Below are 22,576 nucleotides of genomic sequence, written 5' to 3' on the forward strand. Positions count from 1 at the left end.
GGGAAAGGCTATTCGCTGACAAGGAGTGAAATATGGGCAATATAGCATGAAAGTATAAAAATGAAGAAATAGAACATAGAAAATACAAGAAAGTTAAACTTATACGAACTATAATTGGTGGTGCTTACATTTGAATTGTTTTGAGGAGGATTACTTTTAATGAGAACATTCCGCAATCCAGTGCTGCCGGGATTTTATCCTGACCCTTCCGCTATCCGTGTTGGTGAAGATTATTATCTTGTGACTTCAAGCTTTGAATTTTTCCCAGGCGTTCCTATCTTCCACAGCAAGGATCTGGTCAATTGGCGCCAGCTTGGCCATGTACTGGACCGCCCGTCCCAGCTCAATCTGGATCACTCGATTCCCTCCATGGGTATTTGGGCACCTACGCTCCGCTATCATGAGGGAGTTTTCTATATGATTACCACTTTTATTGACAATGACAAGAACCAGCATAATTTTTATGTAACAACAACCGATCCGGCCGGAGACTGGTCTGACCCTGTATGGCTGGAGGATGCACCCGGTATTGACTCCTCTTTGTTCTTCGATGAAGACGGCAAGGTGTATTATACCGGCAACCGTGTTCCGCCGGAAGGGCAGGATTATCCGAAGCATATGGATATCTGGCTGCAGGAGATTGATCTCAGCCAAGGGAAGCTAATCGGTCCGAAGCATAGTATTTGGCAAGGCGCACTCAAGGTAGCTCATGCGCAAGAGGGACCGCATATTTATAAGATCGGCGCTTGGTATTACGTGCTGATTGCCGAGGGCGGAACCGGGCATACTCATGCGATTACGATTGCCAGAGGCAAGAGTGTGACAGGTCCTTATGAGGGCCATAAAGCCAATCCGATTCTGACGCATCGCCATCTTGGCAGAGCGTATCCTATTGTTAATGTGGGTCATGGAGAGCTAGTGGAGACTCAGCATGGTGACTGGTGGATGTTCTGCTTGGCTTCACGAACCAGCGGTGGTTATTACCGCAATCTGGGACGTGAAACCTTCCTGACACCGGTAATCTGGGAGAACGAATGGCCTGTGGTCAATCCCGGCAAAGGGGTGCTGGAATTTGAGACGGAGGCTCCGGATTTGCCAGAGACAAAATGGCCGGAATTGCCTGCGCGCGATGAGTTTATAGGTAATGAGCTGGCACCGATCTGGAATTTCCTGCGGACACCGCGGGGTGAATTCTGGAGTCTTACCGACAAGCCTGGAGTTCTGCGGCTTCGCCTGAAGCCAGAACGGCTCTCGGAGATTGCCAATCCATCTTATATCGGTAGACGCCAGCAGCATTTGAGCTTCAGAGCGGCGACTGACATGACGTTTAGTCCCGCTGCAGAAGGGGAAGTAGCTGGTCTTGTTCTCCTCCAAAATGCGGATCACCACTTCCGTTATGAACTGGGGCTAGAGGCAGGCGAATGTGTATTACAGCTGATTCATCGGATGGGTGGCAGCGAGCAGCTGCTGGCGTCAGTGCCATATCCACAGGATCAGGTACAGCTTAAGGTGGAAGCCAGAGGACAAGAGTATAGCTTCTATTACAGAGCTTCTGAAGCCGCCAAGTGGACAGCCTTCTGTGAACGGACGGATGGCAGAGTGCTCAGCACCGATCTGGCCGGAGGATTCACAGGAGCATACATCGGGATGTACACAAGCTCTCAAGGTGCAAAGAGCGAAAGCTATGCTGATTTCGACTGGTTTAGCTATGAAGGACTTGAGTAATAGGAGGAGGTGAAATTCAATGAGCAGCAATCTTGTAACCAATACGTATCCGATTCCCGAGCTTCCCCAGATTCCCGAGCGGACTTTTACAATCACGGATTATGGGGCGGAAGAGGGTGGATTAACGCTATGTACCTCTGCTATTCAGGCTGCACTGGACGCCTGCGCTGCAGCGGGAGGCGGAAAGGTTGTTATTCCCGCTGGTATCTGGCGCACAGGACCTCTTACTTTGCATAGTCGAATTAATCTGTATGTAGACAAGGGAGCATTGGTGCAGTTTGATCCTGATCATACCTTGTATCCGCTACTTTCTTCCCATTATGAGGGGAATGCCGGCTGGCGCTGTCAGGCTCCGCTCGATGGAGAAGGCTTAAGCGATGTGGCAATAACCGGTGAGGGAATATTCGACGGCAGTGGTGAAGGCTGGCGTCCAGTGAAGCGGTTTAAGATGACCGAGAAGCAATGGGAGCGTTTGATCGAATCTGGAGGAGTACTTGATCCCCAGGGCGAAGTATGGTGGCCTTCCCGGGAAGCCATGGAAGGTGAGGACTTCTGCCGGAAGCTGTGGGACAAGGGAGAAACTAGTATGGAGGCTTATCTGCCTGCTCGTACGTATCTGCGTCCGACGTTACTTAGCCTGCGCAACTGCCGGCGGGTGCTGCTGGAAGGGCCGACCTTCCAGAATTCACCTGCTTGGTGTCTTCATCCCATTGGTTGCGAACAGATTACCTTACGAAATGTTCAGGTACGTAATCCTTGGTATTCGCAGAACGGGGATGGCCTTGATTTGGAATCCTGCACGCATGCTCTAGTTGAGCACAGCAGCTTTGATGTGGGTGATGACGCCATCTGTCTCAAGTCAGGCAAGGACGAGGAAGGCCGTAAGTGGGGAATGCCCTGCCAGTATATTACCATCCGGAATTGCACGGTATATCACGGACATGGAGGCGTTGTGATCGGCAGCGAGATGTCCGGAGGTGTACATGCAGTTCGAGTTAGCGAATGCTTGTTCATCGGCACGGACATCGGCCTGCGGTTCAAAAGCACCCGGGGAAGAGGCGGTGTGGTGGAGGATATTGTAATGGAGAATATCAACATGACCGGCATCATCCACGAGGCTGTATCCTTTCATATGTTCTATGCAGGGGTTGAAGGATCGGAAGGGTATGACGAGCAGTTATTTTCGGTTACAGAGGAAACTCCGCAATTTCGGAAGATTACCCTGAAGAACATTGTGTGCCATGGTGCGGCAACCGCTCTACTGGTTAACGGGCTGCCGGAGATGCCGCTTGCTGATCTAACCATTGAAAAATTCCACGCAGTGAGTGACCGGGGAATTGTGCTGCGGCATGCTACGGGGCTTAAGCTGGATCGTATCCGGTTGCAGACTTCGGAAATGCCGAAGATAACAGCGCATAGATGCAGTCACGTCACGCTCACTCATTCCGAAGATTTGACGATCACAGAGAGATAAAAAAATTCTATGGATGATGGAAATCCGTCTTGAACTTCCGTGGGTGTGACCTTGCTTCTTTTCGGTATTGGAGCGGGGTCAGACCGGTTGATTTTTTGAATGTTTTATTGAAATGGGAAAGATGTTCAAATCCGACAGCGGAGGCGATCTCCTGGATTTTGCCTGTAGATCCGACAAGCAGGCGTTCGGCTTCCCTTACGCGGACATGAACGATGTATTCCCGAAAGTGAAAACCCGTCAATCGGTGAAATACCCGGCTCAAGTATGAAGGACTAATGTAAAAATTACTCGCAGTCTCTTCCAGAGTAAGGGCCTCACGGTAGTGATCACGGATATAGGTGGCTACATCAGTTACTAGATGATGGAGCGGATGTTTCGTCCCTCCAGCTTGTGAGATACTCTCTGAACGCTGAAGGAGAATCATCAGCTCGGAGAATAAAGCGATTACGCTGGTTTCGTAATACGGCCGCTGCAACCGGCATTCTTCCAGCATCCGGTTCATTAGGATTTCCGCTTCGTCCTGCTCGCGCAGGGTCAGCTTGAACAAGCGGTACCCGCGGTCATGAAACCAGATGGCTTCACTCTGCAGGGATGGCGGTAGAAGAGCAGGATCATAGTTGATCAGAATCCGCTCGAATTCGGCTACTTCCGAGCTTGCTGTAGAATGAAGCTCCCGGCCGGAGATAAGAATAAGCTCACCCTTATGAACCGTAATGACTCGGTCGTCCACAAAGTATACCCGCTCCCCTTGTATCAGATAGTACAGCTCGGCTAAGTCATGGCTGTGGGGACGTGGCATAGCAGTGATGCCTTTACGTTTCATATGTTGGATGCTGTAGCGGTCTTCTTCAATATGATATTTGTGATTGGGGCTAGTCAGGCTAGTCATAATTCTCCTCTTCTCTTACGAAGCGTTACGGTTATTATAGAATAAACTCAGGTTGATAGGAAAGGAGCCGCAGATGTTAATTACAGTCTCTAAGAGTGTCGACGAAGGATTCAGTAGTCTACAGGCAGCGTTGGATTCAATTCCACAGGAACACAAGGAAGAAGTGACGATTCGTATCAAACCCGGCATTTACGAGGAAAAAATTACAGTGAAACAGGGAACGCCTCCGGTTCTGCTATTGGGGGAAGACACGAATTCCACCATCATTACCTGGTCAGACAACGCCCATACTTTAGGTCCGGACGGAGAGCCGCTTGGCACGTTCAAATCCGGCACCTTGAATGTATTCGCTGAGCATTTTACGGCTGAAAATCTGACCATTCGAAATGCATCAGGTCCCGGCACTGGCCAGGCGGTGGCTGCTTTTGTTGATGCTGGTCATGCTGTATTCCGGCGTGTACGCCTGCTGGGTGATCAGGATACTTTGTATACAGGGCAAGGGAAGCAATATTATAACGAATGCTACATTGAGGGCGATGTGGATTATATTTTTGGCGCGGCTACGGCTTTGTTTGAACGTTGCCGGCTGCATAACAAGCGTTCCAGAGGATATATTACAGCCGCATCAACGCCTGAAGACGCATCGTTTGGTTATGTATTCCTCGATTGTGAAATTACTGGCGGTCAAGGTGTAAGTGAAGTGTATCTTGGCCGACCTTGGCGCCCTTATGCACATGTGGCTTTTATCCGCACGGTCATGGACAGTTCGATTATCGGGGAAGGCTGGCATAATTGGGGGCAGCCGGACAGGGAGGAAACTAGCCGCTATGAAGAATATGGCAGCAGTGGACCGGGAGCCAATCCCGAAGCCAGAGCTGCATGGTCGCGGCAGCTGATTCCACAGGAAGCTGCGGAGTATAGGGTGTTGTCCGTGCTTGATGGCTGGCATCCTGAAGGATATTAAGGGAAGGAGCACCTCGGATGGAGCCTCTGGAACAATACATGAAAAAACTAGCTGGTTCAGCTCAACGCAACTCGGCTTTCAGCAAAGACATGCCCTTTCAGCAATGGCGCGATGAGCTTACCGCAGCATTTACGGAGCGATTAGGTGGCTTTCCAGAAATAGCTGAGGAGCTGCAACCGGTTCTGTTGGAACGTACAGTCTGCTCCGGGTATACCCGTGAACGTATAGAGATAACTACCTATGAAGGGTTGCGCATGCCGCTGTATCTTTTGATCCCGGATCAGCCGTTCTCTACCCCTGCCCCTGCCGTTCTTGCCATTCATGGACATGGCTATGGAAGCCGGGAGATCGTAGGCTTGAATCCGGACGGATCGGATCGGCAGGGAGATCCCGGGCTGCACAAGGACTTCGCTGTTTCACTGGTAAAACAGGGTTTTGTAGTGGCAGCTCCGGAGCTGTTCGGCTTTGGCGACAGACGACTGGAAGAAGACCTAACAAGCGGGGAGCCTGGACGTAATTCCTGCTTCCGCCTGTCATCAGCATTGTTGATGGTTGGGAAGACGATGGCCGGCTACCGTATCTACGAAACCATGCGGGCACTGGATTATTTGCAGACAAGAAAAGAGGTTGAGAGCGAACGGATTGGAATTATGGGTATTTCCGGTGGAGGACTGGTAGCTGGCTTCACAGCTGCACTTGACGAACGAATCGCTTGTGCGGTCGTAAGCGGGTATGCCAATACTTTCGTGGACAGTATTCTGACACGCAATCATTGCCTTGACAATTATATTCCAGGGATTTTGCTGGAAGCGGAGATGCCTGATCTACTGGGCCTCATTGCCCCACGTGGCCTGTTCCTCGAATCGGGAGATGCCGATCATCTGTTTGGCCCGCGCGGAACAAAATTTGCTTTAACCCAGTTGCAGACGATTTACAGGTCGGCGAATCATATCGGACAGGTAGAGGCGGACTTCTTCACCGGAGGTCATGAGATTCATGGTGAACCAGCCTTTGCCTGGCTGCGCAAGCAGCTCACCTGAGCATAAGATTAGACTTCATATGGATGACAAACGAAGGAGGAATAAGGATGTCTATAACTGAAGCAACAACCGTTCGCTTGTCCAGTAAAATTGCGAATACGATTCTTAGAGGGTGCAACAAGCAGGGAGAGCATGAATATGTGCTGGAAAGATGGGCGTATGTTCCGGGCATGTTGCTGATGGCAATGGCCCGGGCGGGTGTTCAGCTCCACCAGCCGGAGTATGTCTCCTTTATGGAGCGGCATATGGACACATTTATTGGAGAAGATGGTTCCATCCGTACCTACAGGCTGGAAGAATATAATCTGGACCAGATTAACGAGGGGAAAAACCTGTTCCTGCTATACCAGAAAACCGGAGAAAAACGGTATGCTGAAGCAGCCCATTTGCTGGCCGCACAGCTTATTGGACATCCCCGCACCTCCGAAGGGGGATTCTGGCATAAGAAGGTATACCCTTTCCAGATGTGGCTGGACGGGCTGTACATGGCATCGCCATTCTTAGCGGAATATGGCAAGGTCTTTCAACGACCTGAACTGATTGACGAAGCGGCGCATCAGCTGCTGCTGGTTGAGCGACGGACCCGTGATCCACGGACCGGCCTGCTCTATCATGGCTGGGATGAATCCAAAGAGCAGGAATGGGCTGACTCGTCTACCGGATTGTCCTCTCATTTCTGGAGTCGGGCGATGGGATGGTATGCGATGGCTGTGGTTGATTGCCTGGAGCATTTTCCGCTCACTCATCCGCAGCGGGGGACGATCATTGGCATTTTCCAGCGGATGTGCGGCGCGCTTCTGGAGGTTCAAGACAAGGAGACTGGCCTCTGGTACCAGGTGTTAGATCAAGCAGGGAGAAAAGGCAATTATCATGAAGCTTCCGGCTCGTGCATGTTTGTTTATGCGATGGCTAAGGGACTAAGATTAGGTTATCTGGAACCCTCTTTTATAGAGGTGATGTTGCAAGGGTATGAAGGCATTTTGACGCATTTGACTGAAGAAGATGAACAAGGTGTGCACTTGCACCAGATCTGTCATGGAGCGGGTCTGAGCAAAGACCGTAATGGCTCATACGATTACTATATCTCTGAGGACGTATTGTCGGATGTGCCTATGGGCGTCGCTCCATTGTTATTAGCATCACTTGAAGTGGAACGGTACCAAGCTGAAAAATAACAGAAGCCCAATCATTCCCTCTGAATTGGAATGATTGGGCCTTTTTTTTGCTGCCAGATATATATTTATTAGCGTTTCAGCAGATCCTCGCGGATAGGTGTAAAGACATCGAGCAGCGCGGAGTCTGCTTCCAATGCGGTTACACCGTGCTTTGCATCTGGCGGTATGGCAATACTTTGCCCCGCGGTTACCTTATGCTTCTCGCCGTCAATACGAAATTCAAAGCTTCCACGCAGACAGTAGCTCATCTGCTCGTGAGGATGGCTATGCTCATAGCCCTCGGCTCCCTTTTCGAAATGAACCTCCATCATCATCAGACTGGCTGCAGCATTCAAGATACAGCGTTTAACTCCCGGTTCTGCTGGTTCCCATACTCCAAGATTGCTCATGTTCTAATCTTCCTCCTTCTATATAGTTATCGGGGCATGGCGATGTGAATTTTGCCTGCCTCAATTCTTAATTGGGTTGGTTCAGGTTGCCCGGACGTTGACTCAGGTTCTCCGAGAAGCCTAAGCGGTCCGAGACCCGGAACAGTAACAAGGCGTTCCTCCTTGGTGCCGTTGATGGCGGCGATAAACCATTTTCCATCCGTACGGGATATCCTGTACAAGCGTACTCCTTCGACAGCCTCTTCATAATCAAGCTGTTCAAGCTGTAGTGAAGGAGCATCTTCTGTCCGGGGATGAAGCAGAATGACGTAGTCGCTTGTACCACCATAAACACGGAAATGTTGCTGCTCTACCAGCGGATAATTCCCGGCTACAGCGCCTTCTCCCATTGTAATCATTGGAAGTTCTGGCTCGGCGATATAAGCGCTTAGGTGCTTGCCGTTCAGGCAAGCTGCATCAATGGATTGCTCCATGATACTTGCATCAGTACTGAGTGTATGCAGATTCCAGACGCTGTTCGATGCTCCCTCGATTCGATCCCATATCAAGTAGACGTTAAAGCCTGCTTTAATGAATAAGAAATTCCGCTCATATTCCCTGGCGTTAGCATCTGGAATAAGACTGCTGGCATGATCTAACTCTTCTGAGAAGCGTACTTCCTTGCAAGTGCTTTGCAGTGGCCCATTGGCAAAATTTCCGAATGAATCGGTAAATTGGACAACATTATGAGCTGCGCTGGATACATACCAATGCCGATCCCCGTTATAATAACCTCCCGTTCCAGAATCAAGGGTTACTGGAACACCATCTGCCCAGATGGAGAAGTGCCCTTCATCGTGATGAGCGTGATAAGTCAGCGGTGAAGCCTCGTAGATTGCATAATGCTGAAGGTTCTGTTCTCCGTTGCGGAAGATGACATAACCGATATCGGGATAATGTACGGAGTCGAGTGCAGGCCTTTGTTCTGCTAAATCGGGCTGTGGATATAACAGCGCGACCAGAGGCAGAGGAAATGCGCCACTATCCTCAATCGGTTCTCCGCCGTGCTTCCACGTCCAGAGCATTTCCCCGGCAAGCTGGGGGTCTTCGTCCATATAGAATGGGGCAGCGTATCCAAGCAGGCGAAACCATTGTTCCTGCACATTGGCATCGCCGACCGCTGGTGTAAGCAGGATGGGGGAGCCAGAAGAGCCTCCTTGAATAATATCGGGTACAGTCACTGTGCCGATTAGGAAACGGTACATGCCCTTAACCTTTTCATGCTTGAAATAATCAATGCCCTTCAAACGCTTTAATAGGACGAAGAAGAGAAAATAGCGATGCAATACTGCGCCATGGTAGCGAATATTTTCTGGCCATGCGCCGTCTGAATCCACCACTTCTGCCAGCTGCCAGTTGATGACAGAGAGGGCATGATCAAGATATGCCTCACTTTGTTTTTCATTGGGAAAGAGGAGGGCATATACACCCAGTCCGGTTGCCCGGTCGGCATTCCAATTACTGCGTTTTCCTCCCTTTTCATCTGGGAAGGTCTCCAGATCAAACCGGTAGTAGTGGGTATCCATCATCATGTCTGCGATATACCGGAAATGAGCGAGAAGTTCGGTTTCTTCTCCAGTGAGGAATACACTGCTGCCAGCAATCTGATCGTAGATTACCGAAGCAGCAGCGAGCCCCCTCCCGATATGCACCGCGCCGTAAGTATCATCGTCATGCCAGCCGTCTCTACGGAAAATATCCATGCCTACCCGCATATCGGCAAGCATGTACTGGAGCTTTTGCTTGGCTCGAACCGCAAATTCACTTTCACCCGTGATCATATACATATTGGCGTCCGTTCCCGTAGCCTCCAGCAGGTAGGCCCAATTGGTAAGCGTCGGCCGATTAAAAAGCGGGGAGAGCTGCTCGGTTCCCAACGGCTGCCCCGCAGCATTTAGAAAATGGACCCCGATGCAGATTCCTTCGCCTAGAGGAGCTTCCAGACTGAGTGCTGTCTGCACGCTGTAATGATCACCTTCGTATACAGGTATGGTCTCTCCATAATGAAGGATTGTCAATCCCTTCACTTCCTCATTACTGATGCAGATACATTGCAAATCGTCTGCCAGAGTGGCGCCAGATGGAGTCACACCAGATGGCTGAAGACCCTGCTGCCAGCTGGCCAATTTCTCTAGATATACTTTGCTTCCGTTTTCTCGGTCCTGACTCCACCCCAGCATCCCAGATTCTAGACCGCCATTCGCTAGTTCAACCGGCAAGCCAAGCTGCGAATGAGTCAGACGCAAGCCCCCGATGCGCGCCGTGCCCTTTCCCCGAATCTGTACAGAAAGCTTCAGGAAGGCCGTACTGGGAGGGGTTTTAAAAACAAAGGGTTCTACCCGGAACACGCCGAGTTTATGGAGTGGCGCAGCAGCTTCTCGGCTGGCAAATTGTTCAGATAGCTGCCGTTGTCTTTCGTACTCTTGCCGGACCTTGGGAAGCTGTTCGATTCTAAGGCGTATGCCCTCCAGCTCTCCTTCCGTATAACACCCGAAGGGGCGTGTACCGCCACCATATGCTGAAATCATCGGTAGTTCTAACCTCCTTGTAAAGTTGTCATATTTCGTGGGTGAGCTTTCTCTTAATTAGTATAAACGTGGCTTTACGAAGGGCGGGATAGATAAACAAATGAAGGAAAGGGGACAAAGCAACTGAAAAAGTGAAATTCTCCCCCAAGCGCAGTCGCTTTCTCCCTAACCGTTACGAACGGATAGAATTATCATTAAGGACATAAGCTTAGTCCAATGGACAGGAGGAACAATAAATGAATTTATCAAAACGTCAAATTAACGCCTGGACCTTCGTTGCTCCCAGTTTGATTCTGACGCTGGTTTTTGGAGTATATCCGATCTTTTGGGCTCTGAAGTACATGTTCTATGATTACCAGGGCTTCGGCGAACCCCTGTTTATCGGACTGGAGAATTTCGAGCGCTTATTAAGGGATCAGGAATTCTGGAAGTCAGTGGTCAACACCTTTATCTACGCTGGAGGCAAGCTGCTCATCACCTTGCCATTATCATTTTTACTGGCGGTTGTCCTTAACCGTGCTTTGAAAGGGCGGCAGCTGCTAAGAGCGATTTACTTTATGCCGACCGTAATCAGTGCTTCGGTTATGGCCATCGTATTCTACGTTATCTTTAATTCATACAATGGGATGGTTAACCAGCTATTGGTCGGCTCTGGAATTATTTCCGCTCCGATAGATTGGCTAGGGCCGAAATATGCCTTACTAACAGCTATTATGATTGCGATATGGGGGGCTATCGGTAACTATATGCTGCTCTTTATCGCTGGTTTACAGAACATTCCTGAGGATCTCTATGAGGCGGCATCTATAGATGGAGCTGGACCCTTCAGAAAAATGTGGAACATCACCGTTCCCATGCTCGGACCTGTATTGCAAATGATCATTATGCTCGCTATTACCGCCTCCCTAAAAGGCTATGAGAGTATTATGGTGCTTACCGAAGGCGGTCCTTATGGCAAGACGGAAGTTATGTACCTGTACCTGTATAAGCTGTTCTTCCCTGTATCCAGTGGAGGTACAAGCATTCAGCAATTTGGCTACGGTAGTGCGGTTGGTTTTGCCACAGCAGTTATTGTAGGTCTGATTACCTTAGTCTACTTTTATGTATCTAAAAAGCTAAATGATATCTATTAAAAGAGAGGAGAATGAACAGTGAGTACATTACATGCGGAGACGAAGAATACTTCGGTCCAGCCTGTCCGATCCTTCAAGACCCGAGCGGTGCTGTCCCGGACCTTGCTGTGGATTTTTCTACTTATAGTGGCGGCTTTTGCGTTGTTTCCGATTATTCTGGCTTTTTTCGGATCCCTTAAGACCAATCTGGAGTTGACGACAGGAACCACCTTGCTGCCTAAATCTTGGCAGATTGGAAACTACGCGCAGGCTTGGAATTCGGCTAACTTTGCCCGCTTTACATGGAACAGTGTGTTTATCAGTATCTTTACCACCTTAGGCACTCTATTAATTGGAACGATGGCCGCATATGCGGTAGCGAGAGTCGATTTTTATGGGAAACGCATATATGTTGTAATTCAGTCCTGTACGCTGTTCATCTCGATCGGTGCTGTGGTGCTGCGGCCGCAATTTGACCTTATGGTAGCGCTTAATCTACAGAAATCGTTATGGGGTGTCATTATTATTCTGATTAGTGCACATGCTACGGCATTTTTTATGTTGATTGGTTTTGTACGAGCGATTCCGAAGGATCTGGATGAGGCTGCTTTTATTGACGGCTGTAATTTCTATAGCGTATACTTTCGAGTTATCTTACCGCTTCTGACGCCCGCCCTTGGAGTCACGGCGCTCTGGACCTTCCGCGGAGCATGGAACGAATATATTCTGCCGCTGGTTTTTACCATGACTCAGCCCAAATTACAGACACTCACCGTAGGATTGGCGGGGCTAAAATATGGTATCGGCGATGCGGCGCAACCTCAATTGATGCTCGCGGGTGCATGTCTGTCCATGTTGCCAATGATTGTTGTCTATATCTTCGCTAATAAATCGTTCATGCAGATGACAGCTGGCTCTGTAAAGGGCTAGATTCGGGGCGGGCTTCGGACAGCTATTCAAGAAGGATGTGAATACATGCTGAAGGCCTGGGTTTATCGTACCTCTTTGAAGAAAAGAATATGGCTGTCTTTTACCGCACTGACGGTATTCTGTATTTCTGTCACTGGTTTATTGGCTTACTCCATTGCTTCTCGGGCGATGGAGCGTAACTCTGTCGAGTTAAATCAAAATGTGCTGAATCAGTCAATCAATGTCCTAGACCAGAAGTTAAAGCAAATCATTGTGGCTTCCTCCACGATGATGTTGAGCGAAGCTTATCAGCAGACCATCCGGGATATTAAAGCTCATAATATGGAACGTTTTTTTGCCAATTTTTCTATGCTGCAAGCGCCCTTCACGCAGGTAGAGTTGACGGAAAACTCTATTGAATCTATCTTGATCAGTACGCCGGACGGGGATTTCTACTCTACCAGCAATCAGCGCAGAACCTTGACCCCATTTCTAGAATCTTCGCTGTACCAACGGGTTAAGGAGAAACCTGAATCCAATTGGGTGGAGAGCCATCGGGACGAGCTATTTGCCGGGAAACATCATGTTATTTCCCTAGTCTTGCAGCCGCTTACAGACAATTATGTCCCTGATCTATTTTTGATCGTTAATGTAAAAGAGGACATTCTTGAAGATACTGTAAGTGGAGGCGGGAGCCTTGGCTCCGCGCGTTTTTTACTGATCAATAAAGAGGGAACAAGCGTCTTCGGAGACGGGGAACGCCCGGAATGGTCTCGGGACTCTGTGTTTTTAGACAAACTGAGGGAGGCGGACCGGGGTAATTTTGAATATTCCGCTGGTGACGGGACAATGCTGCTCAGCTATGCCAGTTCAGGGTATGCAAAAGACTGGGTGTTGGTCAGCTACCTGTCCAAAAAGGAACTGCTGCAACCTGTTCGGAGTATTCAATGGCTGGTGTTGATGATCATGGCGGCATGTATCGTCATCGCGCTTTTTCTTGCAAGGTATCTGTCCGCTTTGCTACTGGGACCGCTGCTGAAACTGCAACGGACGATGTCTCGTGTAGAGCAGGAGGATCTCAGTGCTCGCTTCCAGAGTCCTTTCCAGGATGAGATTGGGGAGGCAGGACGCAAATTTAACCAGATGTTAGACCGGATCGGCGAGTTGATTGTTGAAGTCAAGGATACAGAAAAAGAAAAGAGAAAAGCGGAGATCAAGGCGCTTCAGGCGCAGATCGAGCCTCATTTTTTATATAACACATTAAACACGATTTTCTGGAAATGTGAGATGGATGAATATGAGGACGTGAAACAGATGGTCATTTCGCTGTCTGCGCTGTTTCAGCTGGGACTGAACAACGGGCAGGAAATTACGACCTTAGGCAAGGAACTGGAACATGTCCGCCAGTATCTAAACCTTCAGCAGCAATGTTATGAAGGGTTGTTTGACTATACAATTGATGCCGGAGTGGAACTGCTGGAGCTTCCTGTGTTGAAAATTATTATTCAGCCCTTGGTAGAGAACTCTATCTTGCACGGTCTTAAGGAATTAAGGGGAGGGGGAGTGATCCGGATCTCTGTAGAAGTAGCCAAAAACACACTGCTCATCCGGGTTACCGATAACGGAACCGGCATGAATGCGGAGAAACTCAATGCCTGGCTGAAGGAGCCGAACGGCAGTGGAGGGTACGCTCTGTCTAATATATGTAGCCGACTGCAGCTGTACTACGGCAAAGAAGCCGGATTGGTCTTTCGAAGCAGTCCGCGTGTTGAAACCGAAGCTGTTCTATCCATTCCTGTGGAAGGGGGAATAAATCCTGAGCGCCCATTCAATTAAAATATGTATTGTTGATGATATTCCTGCAGTGGTCCGCGGATTGTCGCAGCGGATTCCTTGGGAGGAACATGGGATTGTGATCGCGGCCACCGCGGCAGACGGGGAAGAAGGTCTGGAGCAGATCCGCAAGCATCGTCCTGACATCGTATTGACGGATATCCGAATGCCTTTTAAGGATGGTTTAGAGATGATGCGGAGCCTTCAAGCGGAGCAGCCAGGCATCAAACTGATTTTTTTGACGGGTTATTCTGATTTCACTTATGCCCAGGAAGCTGTTAAGCTGGGTGCCTTTGATCTGATTGTAAAACCGTACACCAAGGTTCAAGTGCTTGAATCCGTGTTGAAGGCCAAGGAAGTGTTGGAACGGGAACGCAGTCAAGCTGAGCAGATGATGGGCATGGAACAAAAGCTGCGCGAGAGCTTACCCTATTTGCGTCAGGAATATATGCGTCTGCTCATCCGTTACGGAACTAGACAGCAGCATTTGAGCCAGCAGTGGGATTTTTACAATATCGAGATGAATAACCATAACTTTTGCGTGATGGTAGCGGAAGTGGATTTTTTTGTGGAACGTACATCAGAACTTACGGTTTCCGAGGTGGAGTTAATCCGCTTTGCCGTACAGAATATTTTGGAAAATACAATATCTGAATACACTCGGGGCATTGTGTTCCGGGAAAATGTGAATCAATTCGTTATTGTGATGAACCCTCTGGCGGAGCCGAATATGGAGCAACTTGCAGAGAAATGCCGGGAAAATGTACATCGGTATACGTACCAGACGGTGTCCATTGGACTGGGTGGAGAGGTAGAAGAGGTAGGGCAGCTTTCTGCTTCTTATGCGCAGGCACTGTCTGCACTTGCGAACACCTTTCTAAATGGTGGGAACAGCGTGTACACCTATGTTGAAGATGCAGTCGTGAATGCCGCGCTACCCAGATACTCATATGACAAGGAGAAAGAATTGCTTTATTGTCTGCGTTCGGCAAATTTGTCCAAAGCAGAGGAGCAGCTGGATAACATTTGGCATGATTGGATTACTGCACCGGCAACGCCTAACCCGTCCATCGTTAAGACACTCTGTCTTGAACTGGCTCATTCTATCCATCGGATTTTTTCGGAAAAAGCAACAGATTCGGAAGTTAAAACTCTGGAAAACAAACTTGCAGACATGAGCAGTGCAGTCTCTTTTGAAGATCTTAGCCGCCAGATTCGGGAATTTTGCCGTTTGGGCTGTACGTATTTGCAACAACGCCAATGCAGTGACGCGCGTATGCTTGTGGATCGGGCCATCACTCATATCAATGGCAATCTGCATCGAAATCTATCCGTCGCCGACTGTGCACGGGAGGTGCATCTTAGTCCTAGCTACTTCTCCAATCTTTTTAAAAAGGAGACGGGGATGACACTCGCCCAATATATTATCGGGAGACGAATGGACAAAGCCAAGGAGCTAGTGCTGGAAGGCATACAGGTTCAGGATATTGCCATCTCTTTGGGCTATGAGGATCGTCCCTATTTTACAGAGCAGTTCAAAAAATACACCGGAATGACGCCGACGGACTTTCGTGCAAAATATACCTTGCCCAAAGTAGAGGGAAACAGTGATTTCGTCTCCCATTGACAGTTGTTTTCTCCTTCACTGATAAAAGGGCAGCGGAATTATAATTTTCTTAAGAAATGAATGCGATTTCAAAAGAAAAGGGAGGCATTTTAGATGAAAAGAAACAAATGGATATTAGCTGGAGTTTCGCTGATGCTGGCTGGCTCGTTGGCCGCCTGTTCATCATCCGAATCTAATACGGAGGTAAGCAGCAGCAATACAAACTCCGAAAAAACAAAATTGGTCTACTGGACCATTGATCGTCACGATTCTGATTTTATTGAACAAAAAATCAGCGAGTATGAAGGTCTTAATCCCAATATTGAGATTGAAATGAAGGTTATGGCAGAGAACTATACCCAGTCGGTGGATATTGCCTTCTCCAGCATGCAGGCGCCTGATATTCTCCGGGTGGATACTTATAACGTGCCAACGTGGGTCAAAAGAGGGTATCTGGAATCTTTTGATAGCTACATTTCACCAGAGATGAAGAGCCGGTTCGAGAACGTACTTATCAACGAGAAAAATACCGTTGACGGCAAAATATATAGCCTTCCCAATATCGGTCAGTTCTGGCGCCTCATCTATAACGTAGATTTGTTCGAGAAGGCTGGCATTACAGAGCCGCCTACCACACTCGCAGAGATGGTCGAGGATGCCAAGAAAATTACGGAAGCGGGAAAAGATATAGGCGCTTACGGCTTCGCGGGTAATTTCAAAAGTACCAGCGGATTTGAGCGTATCGCTTATCCAATAACAACACTTAGCAAGACTAAGGGCACAGAGGGCTTCGACTTCCAGACCGGGCAATTTGATTTTAGCGTATATAAAGAGGTTGCTGAGGCGCTGCGGCAGATTAAAGTGGATGGAAGCATGATGCCAGGATCGGAATCGCTTGATATCGACCCGCTGCGTGCGCAATTTGCTCAAGGCAAGATCGGTATGTATTTCAACCATTCCGTTGAGCCGACGGTCTACAAAACCCAATTCCCAACTGAAATTCGCTGGGCAGCTGCGATTCCTCCAACCATTGACGGGGAGCAGAAGGGTGTCAGCCAAGTTATTGCAGGAAGTTATTTGGCTATGAGCAAGGATTCGAAGCATAAGGAAGAAGCTTGGAAGTTTATTGAATGGATGTACAGTGATGATGTACAGATTGCTTACCAGGAAGCAGGGTATGGGGTTTCGGTTATTCCATCGGTCGCTACTGTTGCTAAGGCACCAGACATTGCAGGGATTGAAGATTTTCTGCCTACAAAGTTAGACGGGATTTATCCAGCGACTCCGATGGTCATTAGTGAAGGACGTCTGGAAGGACTAAAGAAGGTTGATGTCTTCAATAGATATATTTTTGGTGGTGGAGATTTAGATAAAGAGCTTCAGGACTTGAATACTCGCTATAATGCGGCACTTGAAAAAGCCAAAGCCGCAGGTGACACCGATATCGAAGCACAGCCGGACTTCGATGCAGGTTCCCTGCAGGGATCACTGGCCAAATAAATCAAAAAGACGCCCCTTCGGCTTCGTATTAATACGAGCTAGGGGCGTCTTTTTTTGATGACTATTAAGATAACTTTTATTCCTCAGTCGTTTTAGCTGTGCTGGGGGTTCCTTTGTTATTGTAGAGCCACAGCGCGTATTCCAGAGGGCGAATAAGGGCTTTGCGGTATGTGGTTCCGTCACCTGATCTTGCGAACACTTCACGGGCGGGCTTTGGATTAACCTCCAGCACGTAAATTTTCCCTTCGCGATCAATGGCGAGGTCCAATGCAAGCTCACATAAGGCTCCGTAACTTTCTTCCAGGAAGGCTGCGGCATCAAGACCTAACCTCTCGGCAGTCTTCATGACCTTATCGGTTTTATCCTGACTACCCAGCCATTCCTTCAGCAGCGTTTCTGCTCGAACGGCATGACCACCGCCATGAAGATTGGAGGTTACACTCCGCGCTGCACCAACCCGTGCTGCCATACCTGTGAGTTCCCAGACACCTTGCCCATTCTTTTGAACGAGCATCCGGTAATCATGGAAACGTCCGCCCGGCAGACGTAATGGAATCCCCTGTTGGATAAGGAAACGTCCGCCGATGCACCATTGCCGTACGATGGAATCCAGCCGAGTAGAAGAGACTTTACGTGTGGGAATGATTCGGCGATCCTGGCGACGGCCTTGAATATCATATACCCCACGCCCATTCTTCATTCTCTCAATTCTGAGGATGCCACGTCCACCTGTGCCGTTTGCCGGCTTGATATAGACTACTGAATTGGTTTTCAGCATCCGGCGCAGGTCGGCAGAGGACTGATAGAGTAAAGTTTCTGGCATATGTTGCCGGAAACGGCTTTTTTGTGAGAAGGTTTGGTGAATGGTCCATTTGTTGCGCAGTGGACGATTCAGAAATAACAGATGATTGTAGCGTTCTCGGAAACGAAGCAGTTGCTGAAAGCGTGAGCTGCGCTGAATACGGCAACGGTCATAAATCATGTTCGGAAAAGAACGCCATTTGCGTGACCATTTTCCGCTCTTGGGATCAAAGACAAGGGCATGGATCTGCTCTTTACTGGGATGAACATCCATGGGAGTGAATACAAAGACATCCAAGCCAATTCGTTTGCCCTCGACGATCATTCTCCGGTACACGGCCTTTTCTTCAAGCTGCTTGGCTTCGTTAATATATAAAGTAAGAATGCCTAAGACGGGCTCTGGCACAGGAGTTCACCTTCTTGTGGAGAATTAGTAGTGCTGCCGGTATGATGGGGTGACCGGAGCAGTAATGTTGGCTTGCCGGTAGGACCAGTGGTAAGTGTGTCGGCAGCAAGGCCGATATTGAAGCACATCTTTAGGCTAGCTGTATTGTCACAGGCAACACTGCATTGAAGATGCCCGAGGCGTTTCAGCTGGGCAGCCATTAAGGCAGTGCCGGTATGTCTATTCCGGTAGAAGGGGTGCACAGCGACAAGACAGGCTTCTGCACCGAAACCGGATACGAAGCTGACTCCTGCGAGCTGGCGCCCATTCTGACCGCGTACGGTGGCGACAAGCAGCGAGATACCCGGCTCTGACAACTGATCCGGTGTTAAACGGGCCAGTACTTTGCAAGCTTGGTTTGTGATTCGCTTCTCCCCATGCGCTCTTATAAACTCAAGCAGTCCAGCCAGCCGTGATTTCCACTGTTTGGCATTTGTGTCATAGATGGAGGATATCTGCATGCTGTGTCACATCCTTTTAATGATTTCTATTTAAACTGGCGCGCTAAGTGCTGGCCGTAGTGAAAGATTCGCTCTAGGGACAGCTTGCGGATCGCGGGTTCATCAAATTTCATCGGCCGGGAGTTGGCCTCAAAGAACCAGAGTCCCCCGTTCTCATCTACACCCAGATCCATCGACATCTCTCCGAGCATAGAGTCAGAAGCTCTTTCGATTTGTCTAGCGATAAGAAGGGCGGTTGTAGGCACGCTCTTCAGGATCATGGCTGCTCTTTCGGTTCCAAATGTACTTTCCAGCATGCTGGCAGGCTCTTCAATACTACCGCCGCGTGGTACATGTGTCGTTATACTTCGGGCACCGGCGAGGCGTGCGCCTATGCCGGTCACTCCCCAGCCGCCTCTGCTGTTTTTTTGCAGCAGCACCCGCAGATCAAACGGTCTTCCCCGATGAGTCGCCAGTTCAATAGCCTGCTGCACAATATAACGAGAGATTCCTTTTTCTTTTCCGATTCTTGCCCAGAGCCGGTCCATGGAAGCTGCTTTGTACGTCACATTTTTTTTGCCGCTTTGAATTTGAAGCCGGTAAGGCAAAGCGGTATCTGCACGATATTTCAGGCGCATAATTCCTTTTCCTGCTTTGCCGTTCTCTGGTTTAAGGTAGAGGCTGGTATGCTGGTTCAGCATGGCAGTAAGGGTGTTTGCACTGCGTAATCGTCTCGTTTTTGGAACATGCTTTGAGGTGGAGTGCGAACCCCTTAACCATTCGAATAGACTCCATTTATTGAAAAAATATGGATTATATAGCTTAATGCCTGGATGTTCCAGGCATTGAGCTATTTTACGTACCACAGCAGGTTTTTCCTCATCCTCACGGGTGGGAATTCGGTTATAAATGATTTGTGGAAGAGGTACAGGAATGCTGTACCAGATTTTACCGCTGGACGATGGGACATATCCGTTCACCATCCGTTCCTCAAGCTTGAGGTCACGGACAGTGACGACGTAGACAAGAAATCCCATTTCTTTGCCTGTGCGAATAATGTCCCGGAAGTTGCTGCGGTTGCCATTAAATTGCCGTACTTTATCGCTGGTTGTCAGTATGGCAATAACAGGTTTTGTATCTTCCGGATTATGGGTGCTCACATCTCATCCCTCCTGCGGAATTTGCTGAGGTATAGACAATGCTCCAGAATGTGCTCGATGGAAGCTTTGCCCTCAGCGCGCAGGGAAGGGTGACGGAAGATGGAACGACCTGGTTTGGCGTTGGCCTCGAACATCCAGATGTCTTCATCCTGATCAATTCCGAGATCAAAGCCAATTTCACCGAGCAAATGACGATGCTGGACTTCTAGTGATTCTGCCAGCTTGATGGCTGTAGTCTTTGCACGCTGCAGTACTTCGTCAGCTCTTGCGCCGAATACACGTCCGAGTGCTTGCTGAGGTGTAAGCAATGCTCCTCCATTTTTAAGGTGAGTGGTGACACTGCCACGGCCGGCTTTTTTAGCGCCTATGCCGACTACAATCCACTGATTACTGCCGTTTTTATGCATATGGAACCGGAAATCAATCGGGCAGCCATCTATTTCAATGAGACGTATTCCCTGCTGAACTATATAATTTTGCAGATTTTGACCGTGACGCGAACGAAGCATACGCATAAGGGCTTCAAAGGTGGTAAAGCGTAAAAGAACGTTTTTTCCACCGCGGCGGTAGCGGGCAAAATACCCCTTTTTCGGGAGATAGGTAAGCCGATAAATGCCGTGCCCCAGACTTCCCGCAGAAGGTTTATAGTATACAAAATGATGGTGATCCAGCATTTCTCTCATTTTTTCCGTGGACGGATTGCTGTGGGTTTCAGGAACATAACGATTTGCCGCTCCATCATTTTCTAAAAGCTTATAGATATCGGATTTATTGAAAAAGCTCCAGTTAAAGTATGGAATTCTTTTCCGCATAAATCGTTCGCGAAGTTGGTTGATATAGGGTGAGGTCTCAGCTCTCCGACTGGGCAAGCGATTATAGACAACATCAGGCAGAGGGACCATTTTTCGTTCAAACTTACCGCTTGAAGTCAAAAAATATCCATAGACCTGTTCCTGTTGCCAGTTGATGTCACGCGGCATAAAGGCAAATATATAACATTTGTTGCTGCCTTCCCGCAGTAATTGCTTGATGAACCCTGTGCGAGAACCGAAAGGCTGAGACGAGGAAGCAGGACCATCGGACAATATGCCAACTAAAGGTCCTAGCTGCACCTCGTCATTCTGTAGATTGCGTAAATAGACACCGCCTGATTTCGGAACCTTGATAGCGCTTTTTACGCCTGAGGCGAGATATAGGTGATTTCCGGCGCGCTTGATGGGCTTGATCATGGTCGGGGTGGCATCTTTACCGAGCCTTAAGCGTATATTTTTTTTCCCGGTTAACTTCAAGCTTTTCATCAGTGCACCTGATACATATACAACTCTTTGGGGCTGCTTAGTGAAATGCACATTGCAAAAAGTGAGACTCATTTATGAATCCTCCTTAGGAACCATTGTTATCATTCTCCCGTTTGTAACGGAGCTGTCCGTAGATAGGGATGGTATCCGTCGTTGTGTGAGCAGTAGATGGCGCGCATAAGACAGTGGATTCTCGGCGGCGAGCTTAGCAGCCCGGCGGTCGCCCGTCAGCCGGAATACCGTGCGCCCTGGCTTGGAATTTGCTTCTAGTAAATGAATCCGACCGCTCGAATCAATACCGAAATCAAGGCCGAGTTCTCCAAGCCTGCCGCATGCAGCCTCCAGTAGGGGAGGCAAGTATGCAGCTTCTGCAGCAAGCTCACGCATGATGTCTTTTCCACCCTGACCATATTCTGCAAGCAAAAAAGGCAGGGGAGAAACAGCTGTTCCGCCGCCATGCAGGTTCGAAGTCAGCGAACCTTGGTTACCCAGCCGTACGGCCATGCCGGTAAGAGTCCAGCGGCCAAGGCCATTCTTTTGCATCAATACACGCACATCGAACGGTTGCCCCTTACTATTAGTTAGGTGCAGGAAAGGCTGTATAATATAGCGGCGTGAGCCGATAAATTCATGAATCCAGTTCAGTCCTTCAGCCTGTGAGTCGAAAACATATTGAAATGGTGTATTTGTTCCGTCACGCCCTCGTACTCTCATGCCTCTGTTCTGCAGTATGGCATGTAATGTACGTTTGCCATGGGTGCCGGCCTTGGGCTTTAGAAAAACTCCATATTCTCTTTCAGCAAGCATTGTACTTAACCTGCGGGTACCGGTATAGAGTACAGTTTCCGGCAGTATTGCCGCTGCTCTCCGGTCGCGCTTCAATATCTCATGTACACCCCATTTATCTGGCAAACCTCGAGACCAAGGTAGAGAACGATGAAGAGAAGAAAGTGCAGCGGAAGCTTCTTTTCTTTCTTTCGGACCTTCGTGAAAACAGCGATTATAGACAATATCTGGCGGTGAAGAAGTGGTATTCTGCCAGCTTCCATCTTTCCAGGTATAGCCGGTAATGGAGGAACCGTCTGCCGCTACTCCGTCTGGATGAAATACGAGGACTTTTAGGCTGTATAGAGGAGCTGCCCGGCATAAATGACTGCAAAACTCTGGCTCGGCGATCGGTGGATTCCCGTTGCGGCGGCCTGTCATAATGCCGAGGAACCCCACTTCTTTTTCAGTCATCGTGTCCTCC

General features: G+C 48.9%; 18 protein-coding genes. 10 read left to right on the forward strand and 8 right to left on the reverse strand.

Annotated features, from left to right (window positions below; genetic code table 11):
* Positions 1–159: 159 nt before the first annotated feature.
* Together MHH86_RS09445 and MHH86_RS09450 are read left to right on the forward strand one after the other, a co-directional pair.
* A complete protein-coding gene (locus MHH86_RS09445) occupies positions 160–1,725 on the forward strand; it encodes a glycoside hydrolase family 43 protein (protein WP_342479693.1) in 1,566 nt (521 codons plus the stop codon).
* A gap of 19 nt (positions 1,726–1,744) precedes the next feature.
* Positions 1,745–3,199, forward strand: coding sequence for a glycoside hydrolase family 28 protein (locus MHH86_RS09450; protein WP_340939707.1), 1,455 nt, complete (start codon positions 1,745–1,747; stop codon positions 3,197–3,199).
* 7 nt (positions 3,200–3,206) lie between these two features.
* On the opposite strand, the gene MHH86_RS09455 is transcribed toward MHH86_RS09450, so the two are convergent.
* Positions 3,207–4,088 (reverse strand): AraC family transcriptional regulator, encoded by an 882-nt coding sequence (locus tag MHH86_RS09455; protein ID WP_076104088.1) that lies wholly within the window; start codon positions 4,086–4,088, stop codon positions 3,207–3,209.
* Positions 4,089–4,161: 73 nt separating this feature from the next.
* Between MHH86_RS09455 and MHH86_RS09460 the strand changes: the two genes are divergently transcribed.
* The 3 genes from MHH86_RS09460 to MHH86_RS09470 are packed head-to-tail and all read left to right on the forward strand — an operon-like array spanning position 4,162 to position 7,267.
* The gene (locus MHH86_RS09460; RefSeq protein ID WP_036683998.1) at positions 4,162–5,052 is read left to right on the forward strand and encodes a pectinesterase family protein; all 891 of its coding nucleotides are present in this window, start codon (positions 4,162–4,164) and stop codon (positions 5,050–5,052) included.
* A 17-nt stretch (positions 5,053–5,069) separates the two neighbouring features.
* Positions 5,070–6,092 (forward strand): alpha/beta hydrolase family protein, encoded by a 1,023-nt coding sequence (locus MHH86_RS09465; RefSeq protein ID WP_342479694.1) that lies wholly within the window; start codon positions 5,070–5,072, stop codon positions 6,090–6,092.
* A 47-nt stretch (positions 6,093–6,139) separates the two neighbouring features.
* Positions 6,140–7,267, forward strand: coding sequence for a glycoside hydrolase family 88 protein (locus MHH86_RS09470; protein WP_340939712.1), 1,128 nt, complete (start codon positions 6,140–6,142; stop codon positions 7,265–7,267).
* 68 nt (positions 7,268–7,335) lie between these two features.
* Here the strand turns inward: MHH86_RS09470 and MHH86_RS09475 are convergent, their stop codons facing one another.
* Together MHH86_RS09475 and MHH86_RS09480 are read right to left on the reverse strand one after the other, a co-directional pair.
* Positions 7,336–7,656, reverse strand: coding sequence for a cupin domain-containing protein (locus MHH86_RS09475; protein WP_036683993.1), 321 nt, complete (start codon positions 7,654–7,656; stop codon positions 7,336–7,338).
* Positions 7,657–7,682: 26 nt separating this feature from the next.
* A complete protein-coding gene (locus MHH86_RS09480) occupies positions 7,683–10,223 on the reverse strand; it encodes a heparinase II/III family protein (RefSeq protein WP_340939715.1) in 2,541 nt (846 codons plus the stop codon).
* Positions 10,224–10,459: 236 nt separating this feature from the next.
* On the opposite strand from MHH86_RS09480, the gene MHH86_RS09485 reads away from it, so the two are divergent.
* From MHH86_RS09485 to MHH86_RS09505, 5 genes are all read left to right on the forward strand, one after another.
* The gene (locus MHH86_RS09485; protein WP_038569654.1) at positions 10,460–11,356 is read left to right on the forward strand and encodes a sugar ABC transporter permease; all 897 of its coding nucleotides are present in this window, start codon (positions 10,460–10,462) and stop codon (positions 11,354–11,356) included.
* A gap of 87 nt (positions 11,357–11,443) precedes the next feature.
* The gene (locus MHH86_RS09490) at positions 11,444–12,265 is read left to right on the forward strand and encodes a carbohydrate ABC transporter permease (protein WP_232061512.1); all 822 of its coding nucleotides are present in this window, start codon (positions 11,444–11,446) and stop codon (positions 12,263–12,265) included.
* A 45-nt stretch (positions 12,266–12,310) separates the two neighbouring features.
* Entirely contained in the window at positions 12,311–14,080 is a 1,770-nt protein-coding gene (locus MHH86_RS09495) for a sensor histidine kinase (RefSeq protein WP_036683988.1), read from the forward strand.
* A 7-nt stretch (positions 14,081–14,087) separates the two neighbouring features.
* The gene (locus MHH86_RS09500) at positions 14,088–15,704 is read left to right on the forward strand and encodes a response regulator (protein WP_254924594.1); all 1,617 of its coding nucleotides are present in this window, start codon (positions 14,088–14,090) and stop codon (positions 15,702–15,704) included.
* A 93-nt stretch (positions 15,705–15,797) separates the two neighbouring features.
* A complete protein-coding gene (locus MHH86_RS09505; RefSeq protein ID WP_036683984.1) occupies positions 15,798–17,183 on the forward strand; it encodes a sugar ABC transporter substrate-binding protein in 1,386 nt (461 codons plus the stop codon).
* Positions 17,184–17,259: 76 nt separating this feature from the next.
* Here the strand turns inward: MHH86_RS09505 and MHH86_RS09510 are convergent, their stop codons facing one another.
* Genes MHH86_RS09510 through MHH86_RS09530 form a run of 5 tightly spaced genes read right to left on the reverse strand, consistent with a single transcriptional unit; the run spans position 17,260 to position 22,566 of the window.
* A complete protein-coding gene (locus MHH86_RS09510) occupies positions 17,260–18,390 on the reverse strand; it encodes a YheC/YheD family protein (RefSeq protein ID WP_036683982.1) in 1,131 nt (376 codons plus the stop codon).
* Positions 18,372–18,890, reverse strand: a complete 519-nt coding sequence (locus tag MHH86_RS09515) for a GNAT family N-acetyltransferase (protein WP_036683981.1) — start codon at positions 18,888–18,890, stop codon at positions 18,372–18,374. The genes MHH86_RS09510 and MHH86_RS09515 overlap by 19 nt, the downstream gene beginning before the upstream one ends.
* Positions 18,891–18,916: 26 nt before the next feature.
* A complete protein-coding gene (locus MHH86_RS09520; RefSeq protein WP_036683979.1) occupies positions 18,917–20,029 on the reverse strand; it encodes a YheC/YheD family protein in 1,113 nt (370 codons plus the stop codon).
* A complete protein-coding gene (locus MHH86_RS09525; protein ID WP_036683976.1) occupies positions 20,026–21,399 on the reverse strand; it encodes a YheC/YheD family protein in 1,374 nt (457 codons plus the stop codon). Before MHH86_RS09525 ends, MHH86_RS09520 begins: the two co-directional genes overlap by 4 nt.
* The gene (locus MHH86_RS09530) at positions 21,400–22,566 is read right to left on the reverse strand and encodes a YheC/YheD family protein (RefSeq protein WP_076099995.1); all 1,167 of its coding nucleotides are present in this window, start codon (positions 22,564–22,566) and stop codon (positions 21,400–21,402) included.
* Positions 22,567–22,576 lie beyond the last annotated feature (10 nt).

This window comes from Paenibacillus sp. FSL F4-0097 (assembly GCF_038593125.1).
In the GTDB taxonomy this organism is placed as follows: Bacteria; Bacillota; Bacilli; order Paenibacillales; family Paenibacillaceae; genus Paenibacillus_AQ; species Paenibacillus_AQ odorifer.

Coding starts and splice junctions, on each gene's coding strand:
- MHH86_RS09445 (WP_342479693.1), top strand. CDS start 160: ATGAGAACATTCCGCAATCCAGTGCTGCCGGGATTTTATCCTGACCCT.
- MHH86_RS09450 (WP_340939707.1), top strand. CDS start 1,745: ATGAGCAGCAATCTTGTAACCAATACGTATCCGATTCCCGAGCTTCCC.
- MHH86_RS09455 (WP_076104088.1), bottom strand. CDS start 4,088: ATGACTAGCCTGACTAGCCCCAATCACAAATATCATATTGAAGAAGAC.
- MHH86_RS09460 (WP_036683998.1), top strand. CDS start 4,162: ATGTTAATTACAGTCTCTAAGAGTGTCGACGAAGGATTCAGTAGTCTA.
- MHH86_RS09465 (WP_342479694.1), top strand. CDS start 5,070: ATGGAGCCTCTGGAACAATACATGAAAAAACTAGCTGGTTCAGCTCAA.
- MHH86_RS09470 (WP_340939712.1), top strand. CDS start 6,140: ATGTCTATAACTGAAGCAACAACCGTTCGCTTGTCCAGTAAAATTGCG.
- MHH86_RS09475 (WP_036683993.1), bottom strand. CDS start 7,656: ATGAGCAATCTTGGAGTATGGGAACCAGCAGAACCGGGAGTTAAACGC.
- MHH86_RS09480 (WP_340939715.1), bottom strand. CDS start 10,223: ATGATTTCAGCATATGGTGGCGGTACACGCCCCTTCGGGTGTTATACG.
- MHH86_RS09485 (WP_038569654.1), top strand. CDS start 10,460: ATGAATTTATCAAAACGTCAAATTAACGCCTGGACCTTCGTTGCTCCC.
- MHH86_RS09495 (WP_036683988.1), top strand. CDS start 12,311: ATGCTGAAGGCCTGGGTTTATCGTACCTCTTTGAAGAAAAGAATATGG.
- MHH86_RS09505 (WP_036683984.1), top strand. CDS start 15,798: ATGAAAAGAAACAAATGGATATTAGCTGGAGTTTCGCTGATGCTGGCT.
- MHH86_RS09515 (WP_036683981.1), bottom strand. CDS start 18,890: ATGCAGATATCCTCCATCTATGACACAAATGCCAAACAGTGGAAATCA.
- MHH86_RS09525 (WP_036683976.1), bottom strand. CDS start 21,399: ATGAGTCTCACTTTTTGCAATGTGCATTTCACTAAGCAGCCCCAAAGA.
- MHH86_RS09530 (WP_076099995.1), bottom strand. CDS start 22,566: ATGACTGAAAAAGAAGTGGGGTTCCTCGGCATTATGACAGGCCGCCGC.